Annotated in this window: 18 protein-coding genes; 9 read left to right on the forward strand and 9 right to left on the reverse strand. The window is 29.6% G+C overall.

Going from position 1 to position 24,417, the window contains the following annotated elements:
- Positions 1-163 precede the first annotated feature (163 nt).
- The 5 genes from Q4Q47_RS17865 (at position 164) to Q4Q47_RS17885 (ending at position 6,822) form a co-directional block, all read left to right on the forward strand.
- Positions 164-1,510 (forward strand): sigma-54-dependent transcriptional regulator, encoded by a 1,347-nt coding sequence (locus Q4Q47_RS17865; RefSeq protein ID WP_303308003.1) that lies wholly within the window; start codon positions 164-166, stop codon positions 1,508-1,510.
- On the forward strand, positions 1,500-2,894 hold the full coding sequence (locus Q4Q47_RS17870) for a sensor histidine kinase (RefSeq protein ID WP_303308004.1): 1,395 nt from the start codon (positions 1,500-1,502) through the stop codon (positions 2,892-2,894). The genes Q4Q47_RS17865 and Q4Q47_RS17870 overlap by 11 nt, the downstream gene beginning before the upstream one ends.
- A 248-nt stretch (positions 2,895-3,142) precedes the next feature.
- A complete protein-coding gene (locus tag Q4Q47_RS17875; RefSeq protein ID WP_303308005.1) occupies positions 3,143-4,762 on the forward strand; it encodes a M14 family metallopeptidase in 1,620 nt (539 codons plus the stop codon).
- 11 nt (positions 4,763-4,773) lie between these two features.
- Positions 4,774-6,522 carry a M14 family metallopeptidase gene (locus tag Q4Q47_RS17880; RefSeq protein WP_303308006.1) on the forward strand — a complete coding sequence of 583 codons (1,749 nt, stop codon included), beginning with the start codon at positions 4,774-4,776 and terminating at the stop codon, positions 6,520-6,522.
- Between the two features lie 165 nt (positions 6,523-6,687).
- A complete protein-coding gene (locus tag Q4Q47_RS17885) occupies positions 6,688-6,822 on the forward strand; it encodes a hypothetical protein (protein ID WP_303308007.1) in 135 nt (44 codons plus the stop codon).
- Between the two features lie 6 nt (positions 6,823-6,828).
- Here the strand turns inward: Q4Q47_RS17885 and Q4Q47_RS23860 are convergent, their stop codons facing one another.
- The 7 genes from Q4Q47_RS23860 to Q4Q47_RS17915 form a co-directional block, all read right to left on the reverse strand.
- The gene (locus Q4Q47_RS23860) at positions 6,829-7,176 is read right to left on the reverse strand and encodes a hypothetical protein (protein WP_408612155.1); all 348 of its coding nucleotides are present in this window, start codon (positions 7,174-7,176) and stop codon (positions 6,829-6,831) included.
- A 1,221-nt stretch (positions 7,177-8,397) separates the two neighbouring features.
- Complete coding sequence (locus tag Q4Q47_RS17890; protein ID WP_303308008.1) at positions 8,398-8,604, reverse strand: hypothetical protein; 207 nt, start codon at positions 8,602-8,604, stop codon at positions 8,398-8,400.
- Between the two features lie 109 nt (positions 8,605-8,713).
- The gene (locus Q4Q47_RS17895; protein ID WP_303308009.1) at positions 8,714-9,559 is read right to left on the reverse strand and encodes a hypothetical protein; all 846 of its coding nucleotides are present in this window, start codon (positions 9,557-9,559) and stop codon (positions 8,714-8,716) included.
- Between the two features lie 124 nt (positions 9,560-9,683).
- Entirely contained in the window at positions 9,684-10,169 is a 486-nt protein-coding gene (locus Q4Q47_RS17900; RefSeq protein WP_303308010.1) for a hypothetical protein, read from the reverse strand.
- Between the two features lie 104 nt (positions 10,170-10,273).
- Positions 10,274-10,708, reverse strand: coding sequence for a response regulator (locus Q4Q47_RS17905; protein WP_303308011.1), 435 nt, complete (start codon positions 10,706-10,708; stop codon positions 10,274-10,276).
- A 24-nt stretch (positions 10,709-10,732) separates the two neighbouring features.
- On the reverse strand, positions 10,733-11,506 hold the full coding sequence (locus Q4Q47_RS17910) for a sensor histidine kinase (RefSeq protein ID WP_303308012.1): 774 nt from the start codon (positions 11,504-11,506) through the stop codon (positions 10,733-10,735).
- A 2-nt stretch (positions 11,507-11,508) separates the two neighbouring features.
- Positions 11,509-12,054, reverse strand: coding sequence for a heme NO-binding domain-containing protein (locus Q4Q47_RS17915; RefSeq protein WP_303308013.1), 546 nt, complete (start codon positions 12,052-12,054; stop codon positions 11,509-11,511).
- 1,683 nt (positions 12,055-13,737) lie between these two features.
- Between Q4Q47_RS17915 and Q4Q47_RS17920 the strand changes: the two genes are divergently transcribed.
- Both Q4Q47_RS17920 and Q4Q47_RS17925 read left to right on the forward strand, forming a co-directional pair.
- A complete protein-coding gene (locus tag Q4Q47_RS17920; protein ID WP_303308014.1) occupies positions 13,738-14,562 on the forward strand; it encodes a sensor histidine kinase in 825 nt (274 codons plus the stop codon).
- Between the two features lie 30 nt (positions 14,563-14,592).
- Positions 14,593-15,366, forward strand: coding sequence for a LytR/AlgR family response regulator transcription factor (locus Q4Q47_RS17925; protein WP_303308015.1), 774 nt, complete (start codon positions 14,593-14,595; stop codon positions 15,364-15,366).
- 626 nt (positions 15,367-15,992) lie between these two features.
- Here Q4Q47_RS17925 and Q4Q47_RS17930 read toward each other — a convergent pair.
- Entirely contained in the window at positions 15,993-17,570 is a 1,578-nt protein-coding gene (locus Q4Q47_RS17930) for a sodium:solute symporter family transporter (protein WP_331497753.1), read from the reverse strand.
- 1,114 nt (positions 17,571-18,684) lie between these two features.
- On the opposite strand from Q4Q47_RS17930, the gene Q4Q47_RS17935 reads away from it, so the two are divergent.
- A complete protein-coding gene (locus Q4Q47_RS17935; protein WP_303308016.1) occupies positions 18,685-19,143 on the forward strand; it encodes a hypothetical protein in 459 nt (152 codons plus the stop codon).
- 379 nt (positions 19,144-19,522) lie between these two features.
- On the forward strand, positions 19,523-22,324 hold the full coding sequence (locus Q4Q47_RS17940; protein WP_303308017.1) for a T9SS type B sorting domain-containing protein: 2,802 nt from the start codon (positions 19,523-19,525) through the stop codon (positions 22,322-22,324).
- Positions 22,325-23,163: 839 nt separating this feature from the next.
- Here Q4Q47_RS17940 and Q4Q47_RS17945 read toward each other — a convergent pair.
- The gene (locus tag Q4Q47_RS17945; protein WP_303308018.1) at positions 23,164-24,369 is read right to left on the reverse strand and encodes a TlpA family protein disulfide reductase; all 1,206 of its coding nucleotides are present in this window, start codon (positions 24,367-24,369) and stop codon (positions 23,164-23,166) included.
- Positions 24,370-24,417: the final 48 nt, after the last annotated feature.

The following is a 24,417-nucleotide window of genomic DNA, read 5'->3' on the forward strand; positions in this document are numbered from 1 at the left end:
CCATATTATAAACATCTTTAAATCAGCATATTAAAAACACAAAGCAAGTAATAGGTGTTCGAAAATGATACAATCATGTTCGATAATAAAACACTTTTAATCAATACAATATTTATACTTTAATAATTTTTAATGAGCTCATTATTATTGTAATATTGTAATTATGTTGTTAAAAAACGCTAACATATTAGTTGTAGACGATGATGCCGATGTGCTAACTGCTATGAGGTTATTATTAAAATCTAAAGTTAAAGATGTTGTTGTAGAAAAAAACCCAGGCAACATAGTTTCTTTGATACGGAAAATTAAATTTGATATTATTATTCTTGATATGAATTTTAACGGCCTTATACATACCGGTAACGAAGGTATTTATTGGCTTAACAAAATTAAAGAAATTGATAAAGAAGTCTCCGTTGTTTTAATAACGGCTTACGGAGATTTAGATTTAGCTATACGCTCTTTAAAAGAAGGGGCTTCAGATTTTTTAGTAAAACCTTGGGAAAATACCAAGCTCATAGAATCTATTACAGACATACTTCATAAAAAGAAATCAAACACATTTAAAAAAGCAGATTTTTCAATTACACGAACCGAAATATTAGGTGAAAGTCATGCCATGAATGATGTTTTTTTGAAGATAAAAAAAATTGCTCCAACCGATGCCAATATTCTAATTCTTGGAGAAAATGGCACAGGTAAAGATTTAATTGCTAAAGCCATACACGATAATTCATTACGGAAAAACAAGCCTTTCGTTAAAGTTGATGTAGGATCCCTAACTGCTACACTTTTTGAAAGCGAATTATTCGGATATAAAAAAGGGGCTTTTACAGATGCAAAAAATGATAGACCCGGAAGATTTGTAGCTGCAGATGGCGGTACTCTTTTTTTAGATGAAATAGGAAATATTAGCCTGCAACAACAGGCTAAACTTTTAACCGTTTTACAAAATCGGAAAGTAACACCTTTAGGCTCCAATAATTCTATAGACATTAATATAAGACTAATCTGTGCTACAAATTTAAACATAGAATTTCTTGCAAATGAGGCCCATTTTAGAAAAGACCTTATTTATAGAATCAATACTGTAGAAATTATCGTTCCGCCTTTAAGGGATAGGGATAAAGATATTGTTTTACTGGCTAAACATTTTATTAAGCTATATGCTGAAAAGTATTTAAAATCCAGCTTTAAATTGGATGATGGCTTTATTGAAAAATTAAAAAGCTATTGTTTCCCTGGTAATGTCCGAGAACTTCAATATGCCCTAGAAAGAGCAGTAATTATGGCGGATGGAGACTGCTTATATAAAGAAGATTTGGTATTTTCTCCTATAGAAAAAAAAGGAAATAATATAGGCACTCCCGATTTAAAACTTGAAACCATTGAGAAAAATGCCATTTTAAAAGTTATTGAAAAAAATAATGGCAACATTTCTAAATCTGCTAAAGAATTAGGAATAACACGAACAGCGCTTTATAGAAGATTAAACAAGTATGGCTTATAGAAAATATAAATTAGCTCTAGTAATTAGAGTCATCATTTTATTTTTTGCGCTAACGGCCTTAGCGTTTGCTATAAGTATACTAGATTTTCAAAAGAACTTGCCTCTTAATATCGTCATACTAATTCCTATATTATTTATTTTATTTTATTCCTTTAGAAATCTTTATCGATTCGTTTTTAGAAGGTTTTCTGAAATGGATGATTTTTTTGAATCGGTAAAATATCGAGATTTTTCACGGTGGTTTAACGAAAAATCTGGAGCGGAAGATCTTAGAGAATTGCATAAAGGTTTTAACGAAGTTAATAAAACCATACATGAGATAAATAAAGAAAAGGAAGCTCAGCATTTATATCTTAAAAAAATCCTCGAATTAATTAATACAGGTATTATTGCATATAACATAGACTCTGGCGAAGTTTTATGGATTAACGATTCATTTAAAAAAAATCTAAACATTCCTTCACTTAAAAACATCCAATTTGTAAAAAATAGAAAACCAGATTTATTTGATTCCGTTTTCGTGAAAAATCACACAAGTGAAAATAGTATTACAGTAGACATTGAAAATGAAAAAACAAAACTATTAATTGCGAGTTCTATTTTTCAGATAAAAGAACATTCTTATAAACTTATAGTTATACAAAATATTGATAGCACCCTAACGCAAAACGAAACGGAGGCATGGAAGAAATTATTAAGTGTGATGACCCATGAAATAATGAACTCTATTGCACCAATATCGTCATTAGCAGAAACTTTACAATCTAAAGTCCAACAATCTATAGAACATCCAGAAAATCATCAAATAGATATGAACGATTTAGATACTGGTATTGAAAGCATTAAGAAAAGAAGCGAAGGTTTATTAAAATTTGCAAAAACCTACAGAAGTTTGAATAAAATCACCAAACTTAATTTAAGTAAAATATTGGTGGTTGAATTATTTGAAAATATAAAAACGTTAATGCTTCCATCCCTTGAAAGCAAGGGCATTGCATTACATTTTGAAATTGAAAATTTTAATCTTGAAATAGAAATAGACTCTTATTTGATTGAACAAGTACTCATTAACTTAATACTTAACTCCGTTGAAGCCTGTAAAGGTATTGAGTCACCAAAAATTATTTTGTCAACTCAAAAGAGTATTGATGGACAACCTATAATTCGAATAAAAGACAATGGTAAAGGCATTCCAAACGAAATAATTGATGACGTATTTATTCCCTTTTTTAGTACTAAAAAATCTGGTGGTGGTATTGGATTAAGTCTTTGTAAACAAATTATGCATCTCCATAAGGGGAGAATTCAAGTAAAAAGTATAGAAGAGAAAGGTACAATTGTTAGTTTAATATTCCATAAATTAAAAAAAGAGGAAAGTTATTAAATAAACCTTTTATCCTATCCCCTACATTCTAATTCAATAGTCATGAGTCCCTTGATGATGTCGTTTTGATTTAGAAAGCTGTTTCCTAGAAATAGAAAACAACCTCCCTAAGAAATATTACTTTTATAAACAATCGTATTTTCAATATGTTAAAATAGCAGCTATTTTCTTAAAGTATTCTTAAATTTTGATACAAATTATTATACAAATACTAATTTTCGAAACTTAAAAATAACCGCTAAATTAATATGAAATTAAATCTTTTTTTTCAGCTATCTGCTTGGTGTATTTGCCTTTGCTTTTCACCAGTATTAGCACAACAAAACTATCGTAATAATGAAGATATTAACAAAGCTCTACGTAATTTGGTAAATAACCACAAATCACATGCTTCGTTAAAATCATTAACAAAAACATTAGGAGGTAAAGATGTTTGGGTGCTTACGCTTTCAAATGGAAAACCAGAAGCCCATCCGGCAATAGTAATAGCAGGAGGTGTTAGTGGAAATCATTTATTAGGTATTGAGCTAAGTGTAAAAATGGCTGAACGAATTTTAACGAATTATAAATCTGTACTCAATCAGACGACGTTTTATATTTTCCCAAATTTAAGTCCAGATGCTACAGCTCAATATTTCGGAAAACTCAAATATGAACGTGTTGCTAATGCAAAAAAGACCGATGATGATAGGGATGGAAGTATTAATGAAGATGGATTTGAGGACTTAAATAATGATAAATTAATTACCTTAATTAGAGTAGAAGACCCGACCGGAGATTATATGCCACTAGAAGAGGATCCCCGTATCATGGTAAAAGCTAACCCTCAAAAAGGAGAAAAAGGAACACATAAGATATTTAGTGAAGGTATAGATAATGACAAAGATGGGGTGTTTAATGAAGATGGAATAGGTGGTGTTGCTTTCAATAAAAACCTCACCTATAACTACCCGTATTTTAAATCTGGAGCCGGAGAACATGCCGTTTCTGAATTAGAAAATAGAGCCTTGTTAGATTTTCTTTATGAGCGTTGGAATATTCACAGCATATTGACTTTTGGACCTTCTAATAACCTATCTGTTCCATTAAAATATAATTCAGATAGAGCAAATAAGAGGATTATTACTAGTATTCTAAAAAAAGATGAGAAACTGAATAAGCATATTTCAGAAATATATAATAAAATAACAAAAACCAAAGACGCTCCTAAATCTGTAACTGCAGGAGGTGGTTTTTTCGAATGGTCCTATTTTCATTTCGGAAGACATGCCATGAGTACGCCCGCTTGGTGGTTTCCTAAATTTGAAGGAGATTCATTAGTTAAGGCTCCTAAAAATAGAAAAGCTAACTTTTTAAAATGGGCTGAGCAGGAAGGCATTGAAAATACATTTGTGGAATGGACTTCTATTAAACATCCAGATTTCCCGAATAAGAAAGTAGAAGTAGGTGGCATAGTTCCTTTTATAATGGATAACCCTCCTTATAGTAAAGTAGATTCTATAGCGATTAAACACTCAGAATTTATTATAGAAATTGCTAAAATTCAACCTGATCTAAAACTTATCAATTTAAAAACAGAAGATTTGGGAAGTAATCTTACGCGTATAACGGTTGACCTTTATAATAAAGGATTACTCCCTACACATACAGAGATGGGAGCTAAATCCAAATGGTTACGAAAAATAAATGTAAGCTTAAAATTAGGAAAGGGTCAAGAGGTACTTTCTGGTAAAAAACGTCTGGTATTGGGTATTATAGAGGAAGATAGCAGCAAACAACTTTCATGGTTAATAAAGGGCCGTGGTAAGTTGCAAATTGAAGCTACAACACCGCATGCAGGAAAGCAAAGCATAACCATCAACCTTTAAACATTTACAATATGAAACGTTATACATATATAATTACCATTGTAGTATTATTTTTTACAACAACATATTCACTTTATGCACAGCAGGTAAATGATTTTTTTAGGGCTGCAGGAACTCCACATAACCCCAAAGTAAATATTGCTTTTAACAGATATTATACATCAGAAGGACTTGCCAGTTTAAGTAAGAAAATTGCAGAGGCATATCCAAATTTAGTAAAACGTCAATCTATAGGAAAATCTACAGAAGGTAAAGATATTTGGTTATTGGCTGTCACTGATTATTCGGTGGGAAATCCAGATAGAAAACCAGGTTTTTATGTAGATGGAAACATTCATTCTAACGAAATTCAAGGTGGTGAAATAAGTATTTATACAGCATGGTATCTTACAGAAAGTTTTAATGATGTAGCATACATAAAAAATATGCTAAGAGATCGTATTTTTTATATTGTTCCAACAATTAACCCCGATGCTCGTAATAATTATATGAAAGAGGCTAATACAGCACATAGTCCAAGGTCAGGTATGATAGCTATTGATGATGATGGGGATGGTTTATTTGATGAAGATACTTATGATGATTTAGACGCTGATGGTTCTATTACCTCGATGCGAAGAAAAAATGATAATGGAAATATGATTATCGACCCTTTAGATCCAAGAAAAATGGTTCGTATAAATCCTGATGATGTTGTAACCGTACAACGCTATGAGTTGCTGGGAGGAGAAGGGTTAGATAACGATGGAGATGGCAGTGTAAATGAAGATGTCCCTGGTTATTATGATCCAAACAGAGATTGGGCATGGAAATGGCAACCAGCACATATTCAAGGAGGTGCATATAAATACCCTTTTTCAGCACCAGAAAACAGAGCTGTTGCAGATTTTGTTTTAAAACACCCTAACATAGCTGGAGCTCAAAGTTATCATAATTCAGGAGGGATGCTTCTAAGAGGACCAGGAGCAGAAGAAGATAAAAGCACATATGATAGAGCAGATACTCGTATTTATGATGCTATAGGAAAAAAAGGAGCAGAAATGTTGCCTGGCTATAGATACATGACCGTTTATAAAGATTTATATTCTGTATTTGGAGGTGAGTTAGATTGGTTTTATGGAGCTAGAGGAGTATATACGTTTACCAATGAAATTTTTACAAATTATGCGTACTATAAAGATAAGAGTATTAAAGATGTAGATTATAAAGCCAATAAAGATTTACTATTAGGTGATGGTTTTACCAATTGGAAACCGTATGACCATCCTACTTTTGGAGATATAGAAATTGGAGGATTTCAAAAAAATGTAGGCAGAGCTACTCCTGGTTTTTTGTTAGAAGAAGAAGCACATAGAAATATGGTTTTTACTTTTTATCACGCTCATCACATGCCACACCTATCAATAGATAAAATTACAGAGAAGTCTTTAGGGGGTGGTTTAAAAGAAGTTACAGCTATTATCAAAAATGATAGAATGATGCCTACGCATGCCAGTCAAGATTTAAAAAACAAGATAGAAAGACCCGATTATATTTCTATTAGTGGTGGCAAAGTACTGGCAGGTATGGTTGTGAATAATGATGATTTTAAAGTCAATACTGAACAAAAAATAAAGCCATCTATAATAAAAATAACCAATATTCCAGGGAATAGTGTTATTAAAGTAAGATGGATTGTAAAAGGAGGGAATAATTATAAAGTAACCGTAGATAGCGCAAAAGGAGGTATTGTTACTAACACTCTTAATGATTTTAAATAATAGACATTCCTCTAAATTAATTATTGGGTTCTATGTTTTAAAATTAAATCGGCATCAAAATGAATAAAAACACTATAGCTATTGCAATATATTTAATCACATTAAATTGCTTTTTCAAATTTAGTTTATTCACAAAAAAATGTTTTACAGGGTAAGTTTAAACAATTGGATCAAAAATTTACATCTCCCAATTCATATAGAACCACCTCTGGAACTCCCGGACATGAATATTGGCAACAGAAAGCCAATTATGGTATTGATATCATTCTTGATGATAATTCACAAAAAATTAATGAATAGAAACAATTACCTATTATAATAGCTCACCCAATACATTAAATTATATATGGATTCAACTGGACCATAATGTAAGACAAAAGCAATCACTATCAAGTCTAACCAATACTTTGAGATAAATATCTCTAAAATTTTAGAGTATTTTACTGGTTTTAAAATCACCTGTTCAAAAAACGCAAATACAAGAATACTCTCTCCCTTTTTATAAGTTACACTTCCTTTTTCGAATTTAATACTGCCCTCTCCTTCTAAAACTATATAAACTACAAATGAATCAATTTCAACTAAACTTCTTTGTAAAGTTATATCCAGATTAAGCCTTTGGGCTTTAAAATACTCACATTGAACAAGGTGAATTTCATCTGATTTCTTTTTATCATATTATGGTTTTGTACCCTGAATATGATTTAAAATCTATAGCATCAATTGGGATCAGGAACAAAAGTTGTGTGAATGTTGGGTTACATCTAATAATTTTTATCAACAAAACCTCTTAACTTCTAACAGACACACTAATCTATACCTTCATTTTGTCTTGATACAAAACGAAGCAAAAAATCATGTCAAAATATAGGAAATCGCTAAAGCACCATTCGCTACGGAATTCCGTGCTTAAAGCTGCGCTTTGCATCTCCATTCCTACGCTCTCTATTTCTGAATTTTGACTTTTTAGACTGCGTCTAAATTCCAAGTTAGATTAATGTTTTCGTTTTCAATACGATCTTTTTCGGATACTTTAAACTATATACAAGATGTTATCTTAAGCCCTCCTTTACTCATTCACTAGCCGGCGTTGAACACTAATATCGTGTTATTAAACTCGTGTTATTTCTAAAACCCCACAATTACAAACTATACGCTTCTTTGATTAAACACAACAATTGGTCTTGATCCATCAATTGCCTCTTCTAAATGCAGATCTCGTTTATTACCGTCACTATCAACCCTGTCAAAATCAAAAATACGATAAGGTTATATCAGATGTTTGCAGGATCTCAGCGATTAATAGTCTTTACCTATATATGTACACGACCTGCAGAAAGAAAGAAAGAAAGAAAGAAAGAAAACATCATCTTTTTTAACTTTTTCTTTGTTTAAAATTTCTTCTAATTTTCCTAAGTCGAAATGATTGAGATATTCCTGTTTGGTAAGATATTAAATCCTGAAATTAAGGAAAATTCATTATCTAAGATATACGGCTTGAAGAATAATTGGTTTTGGAAAACTATGGTCTTTAATCATGTTGCTTTTTCTAAAGATAAATGATTAGTCTATTCTGATTAGATGCAACAGAGTCGATCAGTTAAAAAGAGGGATGTAAAACGTCCCTCTTTCCCCTCTAAAACTAACAACACTTAAAATTTCAATTTACAAATGACTAATTCAAATAAACAAAATTTTTCAACTTTTCTTACCTACGTCTCATTTAACTTTTTGAAATTAACAATCATCAAGAAAAAAATACGTCAATAACTATAATACTTTTAATTTCAATTTGTAAAAAATATTAAAACCAAAAAGAATAGGTTAAAACTTGTAAACCTGGATTTCAATCTATCTATAATATATTCTTAATTATTATGCTTTTTTTAAATTAGATAACTGATAATCCATATAAATTATAATAGCAGAGCCTATATCTTTACTAATAGCATATTTAATATCTATAACTGAGATACCTTTTTTATAAAAACATTCTATTTCTTGATTAATCAACGCTTCCAATTTTACAGGCCTATTCGCCGTTATTATTTTAACTTTTTTTACAGTTTCTAATCCTTCCATGATCTATAAATATTTTTTAATTAGTAATAATATCAAATACATTTTTCTTAAAAAGAGCGTTAATCTCTTTTTATTTTAATAAAGAAAATACTTTAATATTAATATTCATTTAAGCTTTTTTAGATAATAAATCATCTCTAGAATTCATTAAACTTAAAGTTGTAGTAGGGTTCTTAAATAAATAAAAATATTCGATAGCTATATATAATTCGTTTAATTCTGAATAAATCATAAGCTTTTTTTCATAAGGCTCTAATCCACTAAACATAATTATCTCATTTAGTTTTTTTAGAGTGTAGTTTAGCTCCTTTTCAATTTTCAAAAACTGATATGTAGATTTATCTAAAATATTAAGTTGAAATGCTACTCTAAAAGCATTAAACCAATTGGAAACTCCTAGTTTCTTAAAAATATTTTCGTCTATGTGCTTTAAATAATTAAACTTGATATTTAAATGTTTTAATATATCTCGAGTTTGTAAACATTGATGTTCATATTTATATTTCATAAAATCAATTTCTTCTTTTACAAGCTTGAACTTTTGTTTGTTCTTTCTATACTCCAACATTTCATTTTCACAAGAAACATAAAACTCTATTAGATCTTGTTTTAGTTTGCTATTTGATATTACTTTAGCATTAATGTAAGTATCAAAAATGTTTTCAGTATGTTTTAAAGCAACCTCTTTAATAATATCTTCAACGAAATCCTTTTTTAGTAAAAGGCCCACATTAAAGGCTTCTAAAATTATTTCTACCCAGTTTTTAGTTTTAAACTTTTTTTTAATATTGTTCTTAATTTTAGTAGTTTTTTTATTATCAATATCTAAAAAAGAGCTTATCTCGGCATCATTTAGATTATGAACATGAAGCCTTAAATACAATAATTCCAATTGATTCAAAAATATGTTATTTGTTGAAGTATCTTTTTTTATGTTCAAATGTTTTATATCCATGTTATGTATGTTTTTTTATTACTATAAATTAGTTTTAAAATAAGATTAAGCTTGTAAAGCTTTACTAAAAATATCTATGCTCTTAATCTGAAGGTATATTTAATGTCATTGTTAAATTATTTGTTTAAAAAGCAACTCCTATTTTAAAAAATGTGCTTAACCTCCAATAGTTTTCTATATCTGGTTCCCATTCTTTACCATCTGTTCTTAAATCTTCCGAAGATGTTACTCCAATATAAAATCCATTATCAAAATAGCGGTCTATGCCTGCTTCAAAACCTATGGTTGGATGAACAGCTTCACGTTTTATTAAACCTATTTTAAATCCTGAGTAATAGCGCCATTCATCAAAAAGACTATGCAAATTGATACTTGTAAATGGGACACTAGTCCATTCGAAATAATCCTTCCCTCTTAAATCAGGAAAAGCAAACAATTGCGTTTTAACATAAGTATATGTCATCTGATACTCTACACCAACTCCTATATTAAAACCATCTTTATAAGTAGCTCCAGGGTCTATAGATCCAAATACTGTATAACGTTTGTCTTGAGCTTGTAAGACGGTGCTTGCAATAAACATTATAATTACAATTATTATTTTTTCCACCTATACGTGCTTTTAATTAATATTATATAGTCAAGATCTTTTGTTTTTAACATATTCCTTAAACATCAAGAAACAGTTCAACTCTACTCTATCTACTATTTATTCTATGTGCTATGTATTGGAAAATAATCCTCAAAAATTTTATTAACTGTCGGTTTAGACAGTGGTTTTTTCTTAAAACTTGAAACCTCTTCTATCCTTTCGGCCTTTTTTTCATCATTTGGATTTGAAGATGTTGTTAGCATTACTATTTTTATGTCCTTTTTGCTAACATCCAGTTTCTTGTATTCCATTAAAAACTCCCAACCATTCATAACTGGCATATTAATATCAAGAAAAATCAAATTTGGCTGCGGATACTCTCCTTCAACAGTTAATTTTAGAAACTCTAAAGCTTTTTGTCCGTTTTCCGCAATGTATACTTGTTTTGCAAGATTCATTTTTTCAATAATTAATTTGTTGAAAAAGTTTGTTGCCTTGTCATCATCTATTAACAAAATACAGTCTACCTTATTTTCTATTGCTCTATTCCTATTCATTTTCACTTTAAAAACATATCTTAATTATATCATATTTGGAATTGTAAAATAAAATGTACTTCCACTGATAGAACACGAGTCTAACCATATTCTTCCACCGTGTATGTTTACTATTTTCTTACAGAAAAAGAGGCCAACCCCTAAGCTTCTATACTCATTTTTAGATCCCAGCATTCTAAAGATTCCAAATATTTTCTTCTGGTGTATAGGATCTATACCAATACCATTATCTTTTACCTTAAAAATCCATACGTCATTTTTTAACTGTGCCGATATCTCAATAATTGGTACCGAATTTTTCTTGCGAAACTTAATAGCATTAGATATCAGGTTCTCAAATAGTATTAATAACTCTTTCCTATATCCTTTTAACTTAGGTAGTTTCTTAATATGAAATATAGTCTTCGTTTCAGATATTGTAGATGAAAGCCTTTCCCGGACTTCCACTGCTAGAATATTACAGTCTACCACTGTTAAATCTTTATCCTGCCCTATAAGCAAATAATCCAATAACCCTTTTATCTTTAATTTCATGATAAGAGCAGATTGTAAAATAAAGTGTAAATAATCATTCGCATTTCCATCCAAAACATTTTTACATTCATCATCAAGTAAATCAGCAAAACTCGTAATTGTACAAAGTGGTTCTTGCAAATCATGAGACGCTATATAAATAAACTGCTCCAACTCTGTATTTAAAACATATAATTCTCGAGTTTTATCTTCTATCATATTCTCAAGGATACGAATCTTCTCTTCTGCCTTTTTAAGCTTTTTTTCATGTATATTGGTACTCACAATCATTCGTTAAACTTTAAATGAAAGTCACAAAACTCTAAGTCATTCTTAGTATAAATGGTATGTCTTTGCTCTATCGATGAATTAAAATAGCTGGCTACACCATCAATTAATCCTTCCATAAATGAATACAGTTTTCTTTTAGAATAATAAGTAATAATAAGTTCATTCTTATTAGGCTCTGCATACTGAAATACTGGCAGTTGAGTTCCTTGATAAAGCTTTTGAACTTCAACATGTACTATACTGTCAACCGTTTTAAGAAATTCCTTAGGACAATCGTAAGGCATCACAAAATTAGGAAAGCGTTCCACTAATTTATACAAAGTATATCTGCCTAGTTTTACAAAAAAATCTGATATATTTATAGATAACTTTTCTGATGATCTAGTTATAATCTCCATCATGTCACTATCCGGATACGTTCCAGGTCCAACATACGGTTCTTTGGTATGCAATTCACATTCCTTAAGAATCTCATTAAGAACCTCCTCACCATAATAATCAATGATAAAACTTTCAGTTATATTAAAGATGATTCCTTTCATGATACAGAAATAGTTATATTTTTTTGCAAGTAAAAACGATTCGTTCTAATAACCTTTTTCGTTTATTTTATTCATTTTATATTACCTTTTATAATTTTTTTAGCTTCTACTAAAACCACCCCCTTATAAAGAATACAACCCCTGGAGTTTCCTACTACCTCCAAAAACTATCATACAGAGGGCGGATCAAATTACATTTAGCAATACGTAATTATTAAAGTTTATACCCAGATGCTCAATCCTTTATGTTTATACAAAAAAATCTATAGTATAATGTAGTTATATAATATTAGCACCAGTAGATAGATTGTTTTTAATTGTGACATAAGTTTGAGGGTTATATATTATTTTCTCTGATTTTTACTTCTCAGGTTTTACTATCAAAAAAACTTTTTATTTATATGACGTACTGAAAAAACTAAATTATGGAGACAACACATCGCATACATTTTTAGTATACCAACAGCATCTATATTTAAACATCTATCTCTTAAAAAATAATACATACCTTTACAAAATACACTAGTTTAACAGCCAAAATAAGTACATTAATCATTTAAAATTTCCTTAGTTAATTCAATAAAACTTATATTAAATAAGCTATGTTCAATCAAATATACTTCAACCATTGTATTAAGACAATACACTTTATATTAGTGAGATGTTTTGTACAATAAGTGAACATATATTACTATTAACTGTGTATTATCAATAACTTGTTATGTATTTTAAATCATGTGAATTTTAATACTATTGATATTTTCAATAAAGAATTTCTTGAAACCAACTATCCTCGAGGTAGAGCCATAGAGATATTTAGCTGGTTTCATACCCAATCAAGTTGCCCACAGGTTTTGACCTGAAAAAAGTCAAAAACCAAAATTCTGTATTTAGATTACTCATGCATTTTATTTCATTAAATAGGAAATCGTGAATGCTTTGCATTTCCCGTTTTATTCATTATGCAATATTTTTATAATAATGAATTCATGAATCTTACGATTTCACGGGAATGACAATTTCAATGGAAATCCAGAAGCAAGCATCAGGGAATTCTTTTCGATTAAAAAACCCTATTAACACACTATTTACTTATTAATATTCATCCGTCTTTGTCTACAGTATCATCACCATCTAAATCTATTTGGTAACGGAGGCAAGCCCCTGAGAATTCTTCTCGATTAAAACAAAGTACATTTAATTAGATAAAATGTATAAATCGGCATTCTTTTTATTAAGTCACAAAATTATCCCTAGTATTCTGCCAAGACAACAGTCTTTTTATTAGTGTATATGTTTTAGACATAAGTGGTGTTTTTTAAAGGTTAGTTGATAAATTTTAACCTGTATAGGCATACAATACCTACTATAAACAGGCTACTTAGTACAAAGTAGATTAAAAAATTATCTTATATTTCTGGTTCAATAGCAGAAAACGTTGGGCAACATTCTCTCAAAACCTAACTATATTATAAAAACGTCATAAATAAAATACAGATATTGTATTCGATGAGAATTAACAGCCCTACTCTCCGCCCTATAAAAAAAAATGGCTTAGTCTATCTTTTTTACCTCTTAACAGCACATTTTTTACCTGCCCAGATTACTAATACATCTTTTCTTTATAAGAGTGAAATAAGCGTATTGGTAGCTAGCTCTTTTTATTCAAATGATAAAAATGATTTGAAAAGCTTCTTAACCAACAGGTCCATTAATTTAATACAAAACTATAATGTGGCATCTTATAGTTTAAAAGGAAAGCTACTAGCTTTATACAAAAATAAAGTCTTCATTATAAGTACCGTTATTTTTGTTTTAATCTTTACACTTTACAAACTATATAATGATTCTTATTTACTAAAAACAAAATATCTGGGAGAGATTAAACATTTAAATCTAAAGCTAAAATTGCTCCAATTACAAATGAATCCTCATTTTGTTTTTAACACCATTGGTGGTATAGAAAGCTTATTTATAAAAAAAAATGAAAAGGAAATCAATAGATATGTTGGATCGTTAACATCTTTAATGCGTAAAACACTTGACATCTGTAATAAAGACTCTATAACTATAGGAGAAGAAATAGAGTATCTAAAACTGTATATAAATTTAATGAGATTTAGACTGAATAATAACCTAAAAGCAAAGTATAATATAGATAAAACCATATCTCTTGAAAACAAAATAGGGTGTATGTTGTTTCAACCTATTGTTGAAAATGCTATTATTCACGGTTTGGCTCCAAAATCTGACAATCGTGAGCTTATCATTTCTTTTAATAAAAAAGGAAACCTCTTAATTGGTATCGTAAAAGATAATGGTGTAGGAAGAAAAGCAGCATTTAAAAAGAAAAAAGAACATACATCGTGGGCTACAAAATCCATAGAAGAAAGAATCAAGATTTTTAATCAGATACATGATCAAAAAGTAAAATATAAGTTTAAAGATTTAACCAAAAATGGACTCCCAAGTGGAAGTCTTGTCAAATTAATTATTCCATTAGTTTAAAATTAAAAACCCTAAAAGACAAAAATAAAAATGAAACAAATTAAAACCCTCCTTATAGATGATGAAATAAATCTTCTTGATTTACTTGAAAGGTATCTAAAAAAACACACTTCCTCTTCCATAAACATTGTTGGCAAAGCAACATCGAAAAAGGAAGGTATAGAACTGATAAAGAAACATACTCCAGAATTGGTATTTCTGGATATTCACTTAAGCGATGGCAACGGTTTTGAACTATTAACAGAAATATCTAATCTGGCATTAAACCTTAAAGTTATTTTTGTTTCTGCTTACGACCATTTTGCTATAAAAGCTTTTAGATTAAACGCTATTGACTATCTGCTAAAACCAATACAAATAGATGAGTTAAAAAGTGCTGTAAATAAAGCTATTAATGATTTGGGTAAAAAACGATTTATAAATAACGACCAGATAGAAGAACTTTTTAGCAAAACCAGTTCTTATAATACAGATATGGACTTTATAGCAGTGTCCTCTCAAAAAAAGATAAACCTTGCTAAAATTGACGATATTATTTATGCTGAATCTGACGGCAGCTATACGACTTTCTTTTTAAAGGATGGTTCTACAGTGCTATCTACAAAAAATCTGGGAGAATATGAGAATAGACTTAACAAAAAACTATTTTATAGAATACATCACAGTTACCTTATAAATTTAAAGCATATTATTAATATTAGTAAAGATGGTGGCCATTATTCCAAGATGATCAATGGGAAAAATTTACCTATTTCTAAAAGAAGGATGGGTGATTTAAATAAACTTTTAAAGTTAAAATCCTAATATATTGAGCGTTCTTAAAATGATTACTAATGGGGTTTCTAACACTCTGTTTATACACATATTCTTTTTTATAAAAAGATTATTCTTGGTGCTACCAAATTTTAATGAGAAAAAATCATTTAAGAAAACCGTATTGTAGAGACCCTCCTATTTAAAGAGACATTTTGCCCAGTATGCTCCAGGTTCTTTATTATTAATACACTATTTAAAGAACCTGTAAGGCATGCTCAAAATCATATGTTTATCAGGCCTAAAGTAACTATAACACAAGTAAGCTCGGGGAACATAATTTCTTGTATAATTTTTGTTTTAGCATATTAGTGGGCTCATATTTTATATTGACTTAGCTATAGTTATTGAACAGACGAATAACGGTAAACCAAAAATACTTCTCTCTTTGTTATACCTCATGGTAACATTAAAATATTGTTGATATTTAAAAACATAGTCAATGATATGATACCAATTAAAATTAAGACATAAATGACCTTTAACTTAAAAACTTCCATTACTTATACGCTATTGAAAAATTAACAATAGAATTCCTCTGTAAAACATGAAAATAACTGCAATAAATTCATGATAGCGAAACACCATGGTGATCTATTTTTTCTTCTTTTTACGCATCATCTAGCCCTTTTTTTTATGCTACATACTTGCATGAAAATAGCTGGTAAATAATTACATATTATAAAAGAAACAGAGGTTACCAAAAGAATAAACAGAGGCAAGGTCTTAATCCCGTTTTCTTTACTTATATTCAATAAAAACATCGAACCGCTACTAAAATTTAAAATATAAAACCAAGAAAAAAATGTCGTTGCTACTCCTAAAATAATTGAAATAATGAGCGCATAAATATTAGTCTTTTTTACAAATAGACCGATTAACAATAAAGGGAAAAGAATAAATTGAAAGGAAGAAGCAAAAAAAAAGAAATAAACAGGGTCTTTCAAAAGGTCCGTCATTTTTAAAAAATACCAAAAAAGCATTATAATAAAGGCCATCATAATAATTGCTATTTTACCAACATAATTATAACGACGATTTTCATAAGCATTTAAGTTTCCTAAGCTTTTTTGGTGTTTATTTATAACTATATCTGAAGTAAAAGAATGACTCATGGCTATTAAATAAGTATCTACTGTAGAAACAGCACACATTAATAATCCCACAAAAATTATTGCAAGCGCTATTTTCAGCCCTATTTGAAAAACATAATCACTTATTTTAAAAAAATCGATTATCAGAAATTCCTCTTGGGAAGTATCTGTTTGATAATACTGGAGTACAGGTTCTATAATATCTTTAAAGTAAATTCCAAAAATCATAAAAAGAACCAACGCTATCACTTTAAACAAACCAGACCATAAAACGCCTTTATTGGAAACCTTAAAACTTCTTGTGGCGCTAAATCTTTGCCAGGATTCTGTGGTTGTCAATAACCAGACAAAGCCAGATAAAAATGAAACAAACAGACGCAAAAACTTTGTAATAGGATTTGATTCAACCCCTAAGACCGGTTCAGGATTCAACTCTAGTTCTATAGTATGTTCAGGCTTAAATTCAATCATAAAATAAGCAGCAGCCATGCATGCTAATATGAGCATAAACGCTTGAATTACATCTGTAACAATGATACTTTTATACCCACCTAGAATGGCGTATAATGTTATTGATCCCAATAGAGAGAAAAATACAATGACAGTATCTATTCCAAATATTGATGAAAAAATAATATCCGCAATATGTAATTCAAATATTATTGAAACAATTAATATAAGCATACTAACTACTGATATACAAAAACGTAAATATTTTATTTTTTCTTGATTATTACCGTTTATGAAAAGACTACTGATAAACTCTGGTAAAGAACCTCCGTTATTAACATCTTTAATAAATTTTTTAAAATGTTTTTTAAAAATCCAATACCCAACAATGGTTGTAACAATAGAAATAATCCCGAAAAAGATGCCTTTAAAATTAAATATATACCCTACTAAGGCAGACATTAAAATGGTACGGAATGACAAGTCTGTCATGACCATTGTATTTATAAATGGTATGGTTTTTAACTTGCCATTAAGAAGGAAAAAGGAAGTACTGGTTCTTGCTCCTTTAATTAAATAAACTGCTTTAAATAGCAATATAATGCAAATTAAAACTAATAAAATAATTATGCTTATCTTAAATGCCCCCATTATTTATACTCTTAAAATAGTTCTTTTAAAGAAAACAAACCCTAACCTACGGTAAGTAATACAAATAAAAAAGTGAATTTTAAATAAAAAAAATTACAACCCATTAATTAACAAAATAAAAAAATTATTAAAACAAACTATCCCCAAGGTAAGCCGTATGGCTATTTCGCTCGTTCCATACCCAATCCCTGCCTTTGTTGGCAGGCAGACCCGATGCAAGCCTTGGAGAATTCTTTTCGATTAAAAAAATCTAGAATTAATTAAGGTAAGTCTATCACACTGCTTCTCGGAATAAAGAGTTTTAATAATCCACATAAACTCTTACTCCTAATAATGAGTTTGAAAAACACATAAGCAGATTTCACTTTCGCGAAATCACCTTATTCATTTCGTCGAGATGACAGAACTAATAGCCATTTTGTATACCACTAATAATTAAGTTTTAATTCATCATAAACAGGTAACCGAATAAGTAACTTTCGCTTTGATTTTACTTTATTTTATCAGTTACTAAGATAACTGAAAACTGTGAATAAATTAAATCAAATTCCATTAATTTTAAATATTTTTTAAACATAAAAAGCATATCAAAAGAGACTCTAAATACGATATCAACATATCCAAATGTTACATATTTCGCAACTTTGTTTTTAAAGTTAAGCATCTACTTTCTTTCGATCCCTAAAACTCAACTCCCAATTGTTTATTATCCACTAAAACAAGTTTTAATCACACATAAACAAAACTTTCCCTTTTCAGTTTTAACCTTATTAGATATTTCATGCTTTATGAATTACTTTTTGTTCTAATCTTTTATAAAAAGCTTTAATTTTTCAAGAATTGGGTAAACTAAATAACTTTTACTTTTGCTTAATTTCATTTTGACTGCACTAACGTACACTTATCAAGCAGTAACGACCACATATTATTTACACTTAGTATTTAAACACAGTTATGCCTTAATTTTGTTGATGTATGATAATGTACAGAACTGCCTTATTAAAAAAACAGGTTTAAATTTATTATCAATACTAAAATGCAACCGAATGAAACTTACTTGATTCGTCGAGCTTTTATATATACAACAATCCACTAGTTTAAAATTATAGTACAGATGAAAACGCTTTTTTTAACACTAATAATATATATTACATACACTAATACGACATATGCACAAATAAACAAAAGTGCTCATTACGAAGCTATTTTACAAACAACTATAGACACTTTAATAGTAAAAGAGACTAATAACATAGCTACAAAATTAAAGTTAAAAGACTATCAAATTAAAAAGCTTCAATCTGCTGTTATTCTCTATTATATAAACTTAAGGAAAATTAGTAATAAAAGAGATGATAATTTGATTAGTGTTTCTAACAGAAACTTAAAGTGGAACCATGCTGAATATGAGTATTTACATAATATAAAAGCATTTTTAAATACTGAACAAGAAAAAATATTTACTACAAACATATATACATTAAAAACAGACCGTTTATGTAAACGTGTTTTTAAAAAGCATATGCTAATTGATAAAGAAGAAAACCTTATAGCTTTATCTTCTGGAGGGTAATACCTAACAATAAGTATTTTAAATAAACCACTATGGGTTTTCAATCCATAATAGTTTTAAGTAAAGAATAAAATCCTTTTTTAGCGATTACTTGTCATTCACTGCCATCTGTACTAAACTTGTTTCAGTAAGGTAGAAACCCATACTTGAAAAGAGTGGATTCTGTATCAAATGGGGATGACAAAACTAGCTTTAAAAAATTTATAGAAACTAAAGTAACTACAATAAAATTGCAGGGTTTTTAACCTTTAATTGGAAAACAAATAATCATCAATAAAGCCTATTTCTTATTCACTACATACCAATCTATATATGGGCATTTTACAATAGTTATTCCCTTCATAATTTTTTAAAGCAAAAATTATATGCGCCATCTCAAATGATACTATCTAAACGTCATATTTCTAAATATCTGTTTGCGTTCTTTTATATATCTATGGTCTTAACAGCTAAAGCCCAGCTAAAAGCACACTTAATTGATGGAGAGGGCTGGATAAAAGGAAATTATATAGAAATTGGAATTAACTCAAAAGGTGTGTATGGTGCACAACTGGCTAAAAAACCAACCTTATTCCATGACAATAGAGATGTAGACAAATCAGGTTTATTTGGTTTTATAGCAAATCCTCAAAAAGATGGGTGGATAGACTATGATGGTGATTTTTTTGTTCCTGGCAAGCCAGAAGAAGGTTTTGCTATTGAAATAAATGGGGTCAACTACAATAACAATAATTTTGAGGGGCTTTATGATATTTCTGGAAGAGCAACAGGTGCAACTATATTATCTTCCGACTGTTTTGAAGATGTAGCTCAAATTACTTGGGAAGGTAATATCGATGGGCTGAATATAAAACGTTATTATAGAGTTACTCAAGATGGGTTATTCATTCAAATGAGGACTTCTATTAAAAATGTGTCAGAAGTAACTAAGAAAAATCTCTTCTTTATGCATAATGTTGATCCTGATAATAACAAATCTTTAAGCGGAACTTATAATACTGATATAAAGTTGGCTTTTCAAGCAAGTTCAATAACTGATAATATTTGCTTAGTAACAGCTTCTCAAAAAGCCTTAGGAACTCCTAAAGATAAGGACGGCTCACATGTAAGTCTTTATGCTAAAGATAGTAGAGCAAGAGTAACTTACGGAGGGTTTGCAAATAGATCGGCAAGCGGTGTGTGGAATGGTTCTGGGTTTACATATAGAGAAGGATCTAATACAGATGATATAGATGAAGCTATTTCTATAGCTTTTAATCTAGGAGATATTTCTGCTGGAAAAACCATCTATTTTGTATATTATTATGTCTTAGAAAACATAGAAGAAAATTTTACTCCCTTTATTGTAGATATTACACAAGAAAACCCTTCCTCTTGTGATGGCAATGATGGTAAGTTTTTAATCTCTGGACTAAATAGTAACAGTTCTTATTTGGTAAACTATAGAGATGATGGTATCTTAATTCCTGAAAAAACTTATATTTCTGATAATAATGGAACTATTGAAATCCTAAATTTAAATTCAGGAATATATACTGATTTTGAAATTAAATATAAAACCTGTAGTAGTATTCCAGTTGAAACCATTTTTGAATTATCTGATCCCCCAGCTCCAACCTATAGTTTTATAAAAAAAGATTTAACCAGGTGTGATAGTTTTGAAGGCATTATTAGCATTACAGGTTTAATGCCAAATGCCACATATCATGTATCTTATACAGATGATGATACAAGTATCGCAAAAGCAGCACACACAACAGATAGTTCTGGAAATATTAACCTTACAGGCTTAGACAAAGGCATTTACAAAGATTTTGTTGTTGAAATCAACAATTGTGAAACTGCAAGCAATGCAATTATTGAACTTGTTCAGCCAGACCCTCCAAATTTTAATTTAACAAAGCAAGATATTTTATCATGTAAAGATCCTGATGGAAAAATAACCTTATCTGGTTTAATTGCAAATACTTCATACAATCTATCGTATTTCTATAATGATAATGAAATAGAAAAAACTTTATACACCTCAAACGATGATGGAAAAATTATGCTTTCTAAATTAAGTAGTGGGGTATATAAAGACTTTACTTTGGAGGTTTTTAACTGTAGCGCTTTTAACAGTTCCAATATTACACTTTTAAATCCAGAAGTTTTAATTACACCTGTACATCAGTTTTATTGTGATGATGATTATGATTACATGACAACTATAGATTTATCAAAACTAGATACCGATATTTTACAAGGCCGTGATTCCAATCTATTTAAAGTAACATATCATAAAACGGAAGAAGCTATAATTAATAATGTTTCTATACCAAAAAGCAACTACACCACCCAAGGTACTCATAGTTATAATATCTATGCTAAAATAACAAATTCGAAAACAGGATGCTATAACTATGCAGCGTTTACTATAACCGTCAATATACCTCCAGATTTTGAACTAACCGAGGATTTTATTTGTTTAAACAGTGATGATACGCCCAATATAGTAGACTATAATTTACCAGTAATTAAAACTCCTTTTTCTGAATTAGATTATGATTTTCAGTGGTATTATAATGATCATTTATTAACAAAAGAAATAACTTCACAGTTAATAGTAATCGATTATGGAGAGCATACTGTGAAAATTACAAATAAAAGTACAGGGTGTCATACAACAAAATCAACATATATTTATCCTTCTGGCCCACCTCAAGAATTAGAAGTAAAGATTACGACCTCTCCTTTTTCAGAAAATCATAACATAGAAATAAGGGCTAATGGCTTTGGTGATTATGTGTTTGGTATAGATGACAAAGAACCTCAAAGTTCTCCTATATTTTTAAATATCACTCCTGGATATCATAGGTTTCGTATTATAGATTTAAATGGCTGTGGTGAAGTTATTGTAAGTAAGATTGCAATAGATTATATGAAGTATTTTACTCCAAATAACGATGGTTTTAATGACAGGTGGCAAATCATTGGGGTCGAAGCTTTAATTAAACCTGAAATATTTATCTTTGACAGGTATGGAAAACTTATAAAAAATTTGAACCCCTTAAACCCTAGATGGGATGGAACCATTAACGGAAAAAAATTACCCTCTGGGGATTATTGGTTTGTTATAGAGTTTGAAGATGATACTACAGGTAAAAATGTTTTTAAATCGCATTTTACATTAAAGCGTTAAAAAAACTGATTAAAGATAGTCTTAAATGTATATAAATAGACAGTCTCCAAAATTTTGTGTAAATAAAACAGTTTATCCTTTCTTTTTTACCAACATCATTTTTTAATTTCATTTTGCTTTTTTCTTTCAGCTGCTTCATATCACTGCTAATTTTGTAAAGCCCTACTATGAGTTTTAAATATTCATTTAGCTTTTGGGAGCAATAAATTGGCAAAAGCGAATAATCGTTTCCTGTACTAGGATAATCTACGTGTTTTCTTAGGGCGTCTTTGGCTTTTCCCAAAACTACCGTGTGTACACATATTTAAAAAAGACACGAATGACACAAATTCACACGAATCCAGCACTCTATGCCGTAGACTAGACTCAACATGAATACGAATCCCTGGCCCATACAGGCTTGAAATCTGTCTATCGACAGATTAATTAGTGAAAATTTGTGATATTCGTGTCAAGCTTTTTATTGTTCAATATTTGTGTGCACACACGGTAGTTTTCCCAAAAGCCAAAGACGTATACGCTAACCAGGCTACGCCACATCCCGTTTTAAAAGTCCAAAATAAAAACCGCACTCAAATAAATGTCATTTAATTGTTAATAACCTATTATACAACAAAAAAGGAAGTAATACCATTTCTTGTTTCAAATTACTGTAAAATAAAATAATGATTTCTTGATTTATACAAAATATAAAAATAAAGCATAGCTTAGTTACGGTTTCTTTTTATACTGAAGTAGAAAATAAAAATAGGGTGTTTTATTACGGTTATTTCAAATGAGAATTGGTATAAAATACAGTTTAGGTTAAGACCTAGAGCCAGGAAGATTTTAACTATTATTCAATTTAAATTCACCCAAGTATTTACTTGTTCCAAAGAACGTGGGTGTAGTAATATTTTTTGGGTTTTATCTAATAAAATATAGGTAGGTGTTGCGTTTACAAAATAGTCTTTAGCTGCTTGAGTATCCCAACCTTTATAATCGCAGTACGTTTGCCATGGTGTATTCTGGTAAGCTTCTTTAAAAGCTTCTATATCGGTATCTATACTTATATACACCACTTCTATATTTACTTTATCTTTCCAAACGTTATAATACTTTTTTAAAACTGGTGCTTCTTCTTCGCAATGGGAACACCAACTGGCTCCAAATACCAATAAAACGGGTTGATTAAAATCACTTAACTTTTTTATTGTTGTTAATTGTATGTCTGGAGCTGTATTGCCTACTTTTAAAGTACGGTATTTTTCTATAGTATTGGCTAAACCATCATGAAGGACACATTGATTTTGGGCTAGGAGCTGGTTTGATAAATATGCTGCCGCTGGAAACAACCCTCGGTTTTCAAATAAATGAAACAGTTTTTCTGAGACTGTGTTTAATAAGCTATCATTTTCTTTTAAATTATTTATTAAATAATCTGTACTTATATTCATTTGCTTGTAAACACTATCTATAGGTTTCCCCATATTTTCTAACAAAAAATAGTGTTTTTCTATAAGGTCTTTAAACAGACCCGACATCTTAAAATTAGGGTTGTTAAAATTAATTTTTCTAAATTGCTCTATACTTTTAGATAAACACTCTTTAGCATATTTTGGTTTTAAATAACGCCATTTATAAGCTTGTTGGTTTTGCGAATACGCTGCTGCTATAGTTATAAATTGTTGGTTTTCTGGGCTATTTATAAAATGTAAATTATCAGGCTCGCTTAGGTGTGTACCTTGCAGACTTATATTAGCTTGTGTAAGCATTACTACCAAGCTACTACTATCTTGTGTTTTTAAAATCCCAGCACCATTATAAGTACCAGGATAACTTAAGGTAAAGTTCCCTAAACTATCTACAGTTGTTTTTGCCAGTTCGTAATTATTAAAGCTTGTAAGCCATATTTTTTGATTACTTTGCTGGGTTAACTGTCCTTTTAATGTTTGTGCTGTAAGTGCTTTGGTGCTTATTACAAACACTAATAAAAACAAACAACCTCGACACAAGGTGTACAAGGTATTATAACAATCATAATAGATTGTTACGTTTTTTTTCATGTTTTAAAATTTTGTGATTGATGAAAATATTTCAAGATTTTAGTATGC

Origin of the sequence: Flavivirga spongiicola (genome assembly GCF_030540825.1) — a bacterium.
Lineage (GTDB): Bacteria > Bacteroidota > Bacteroidia > Flavobacteriales > Flavobacteriaceae > Flavivirga > Flavivirga spongiicola.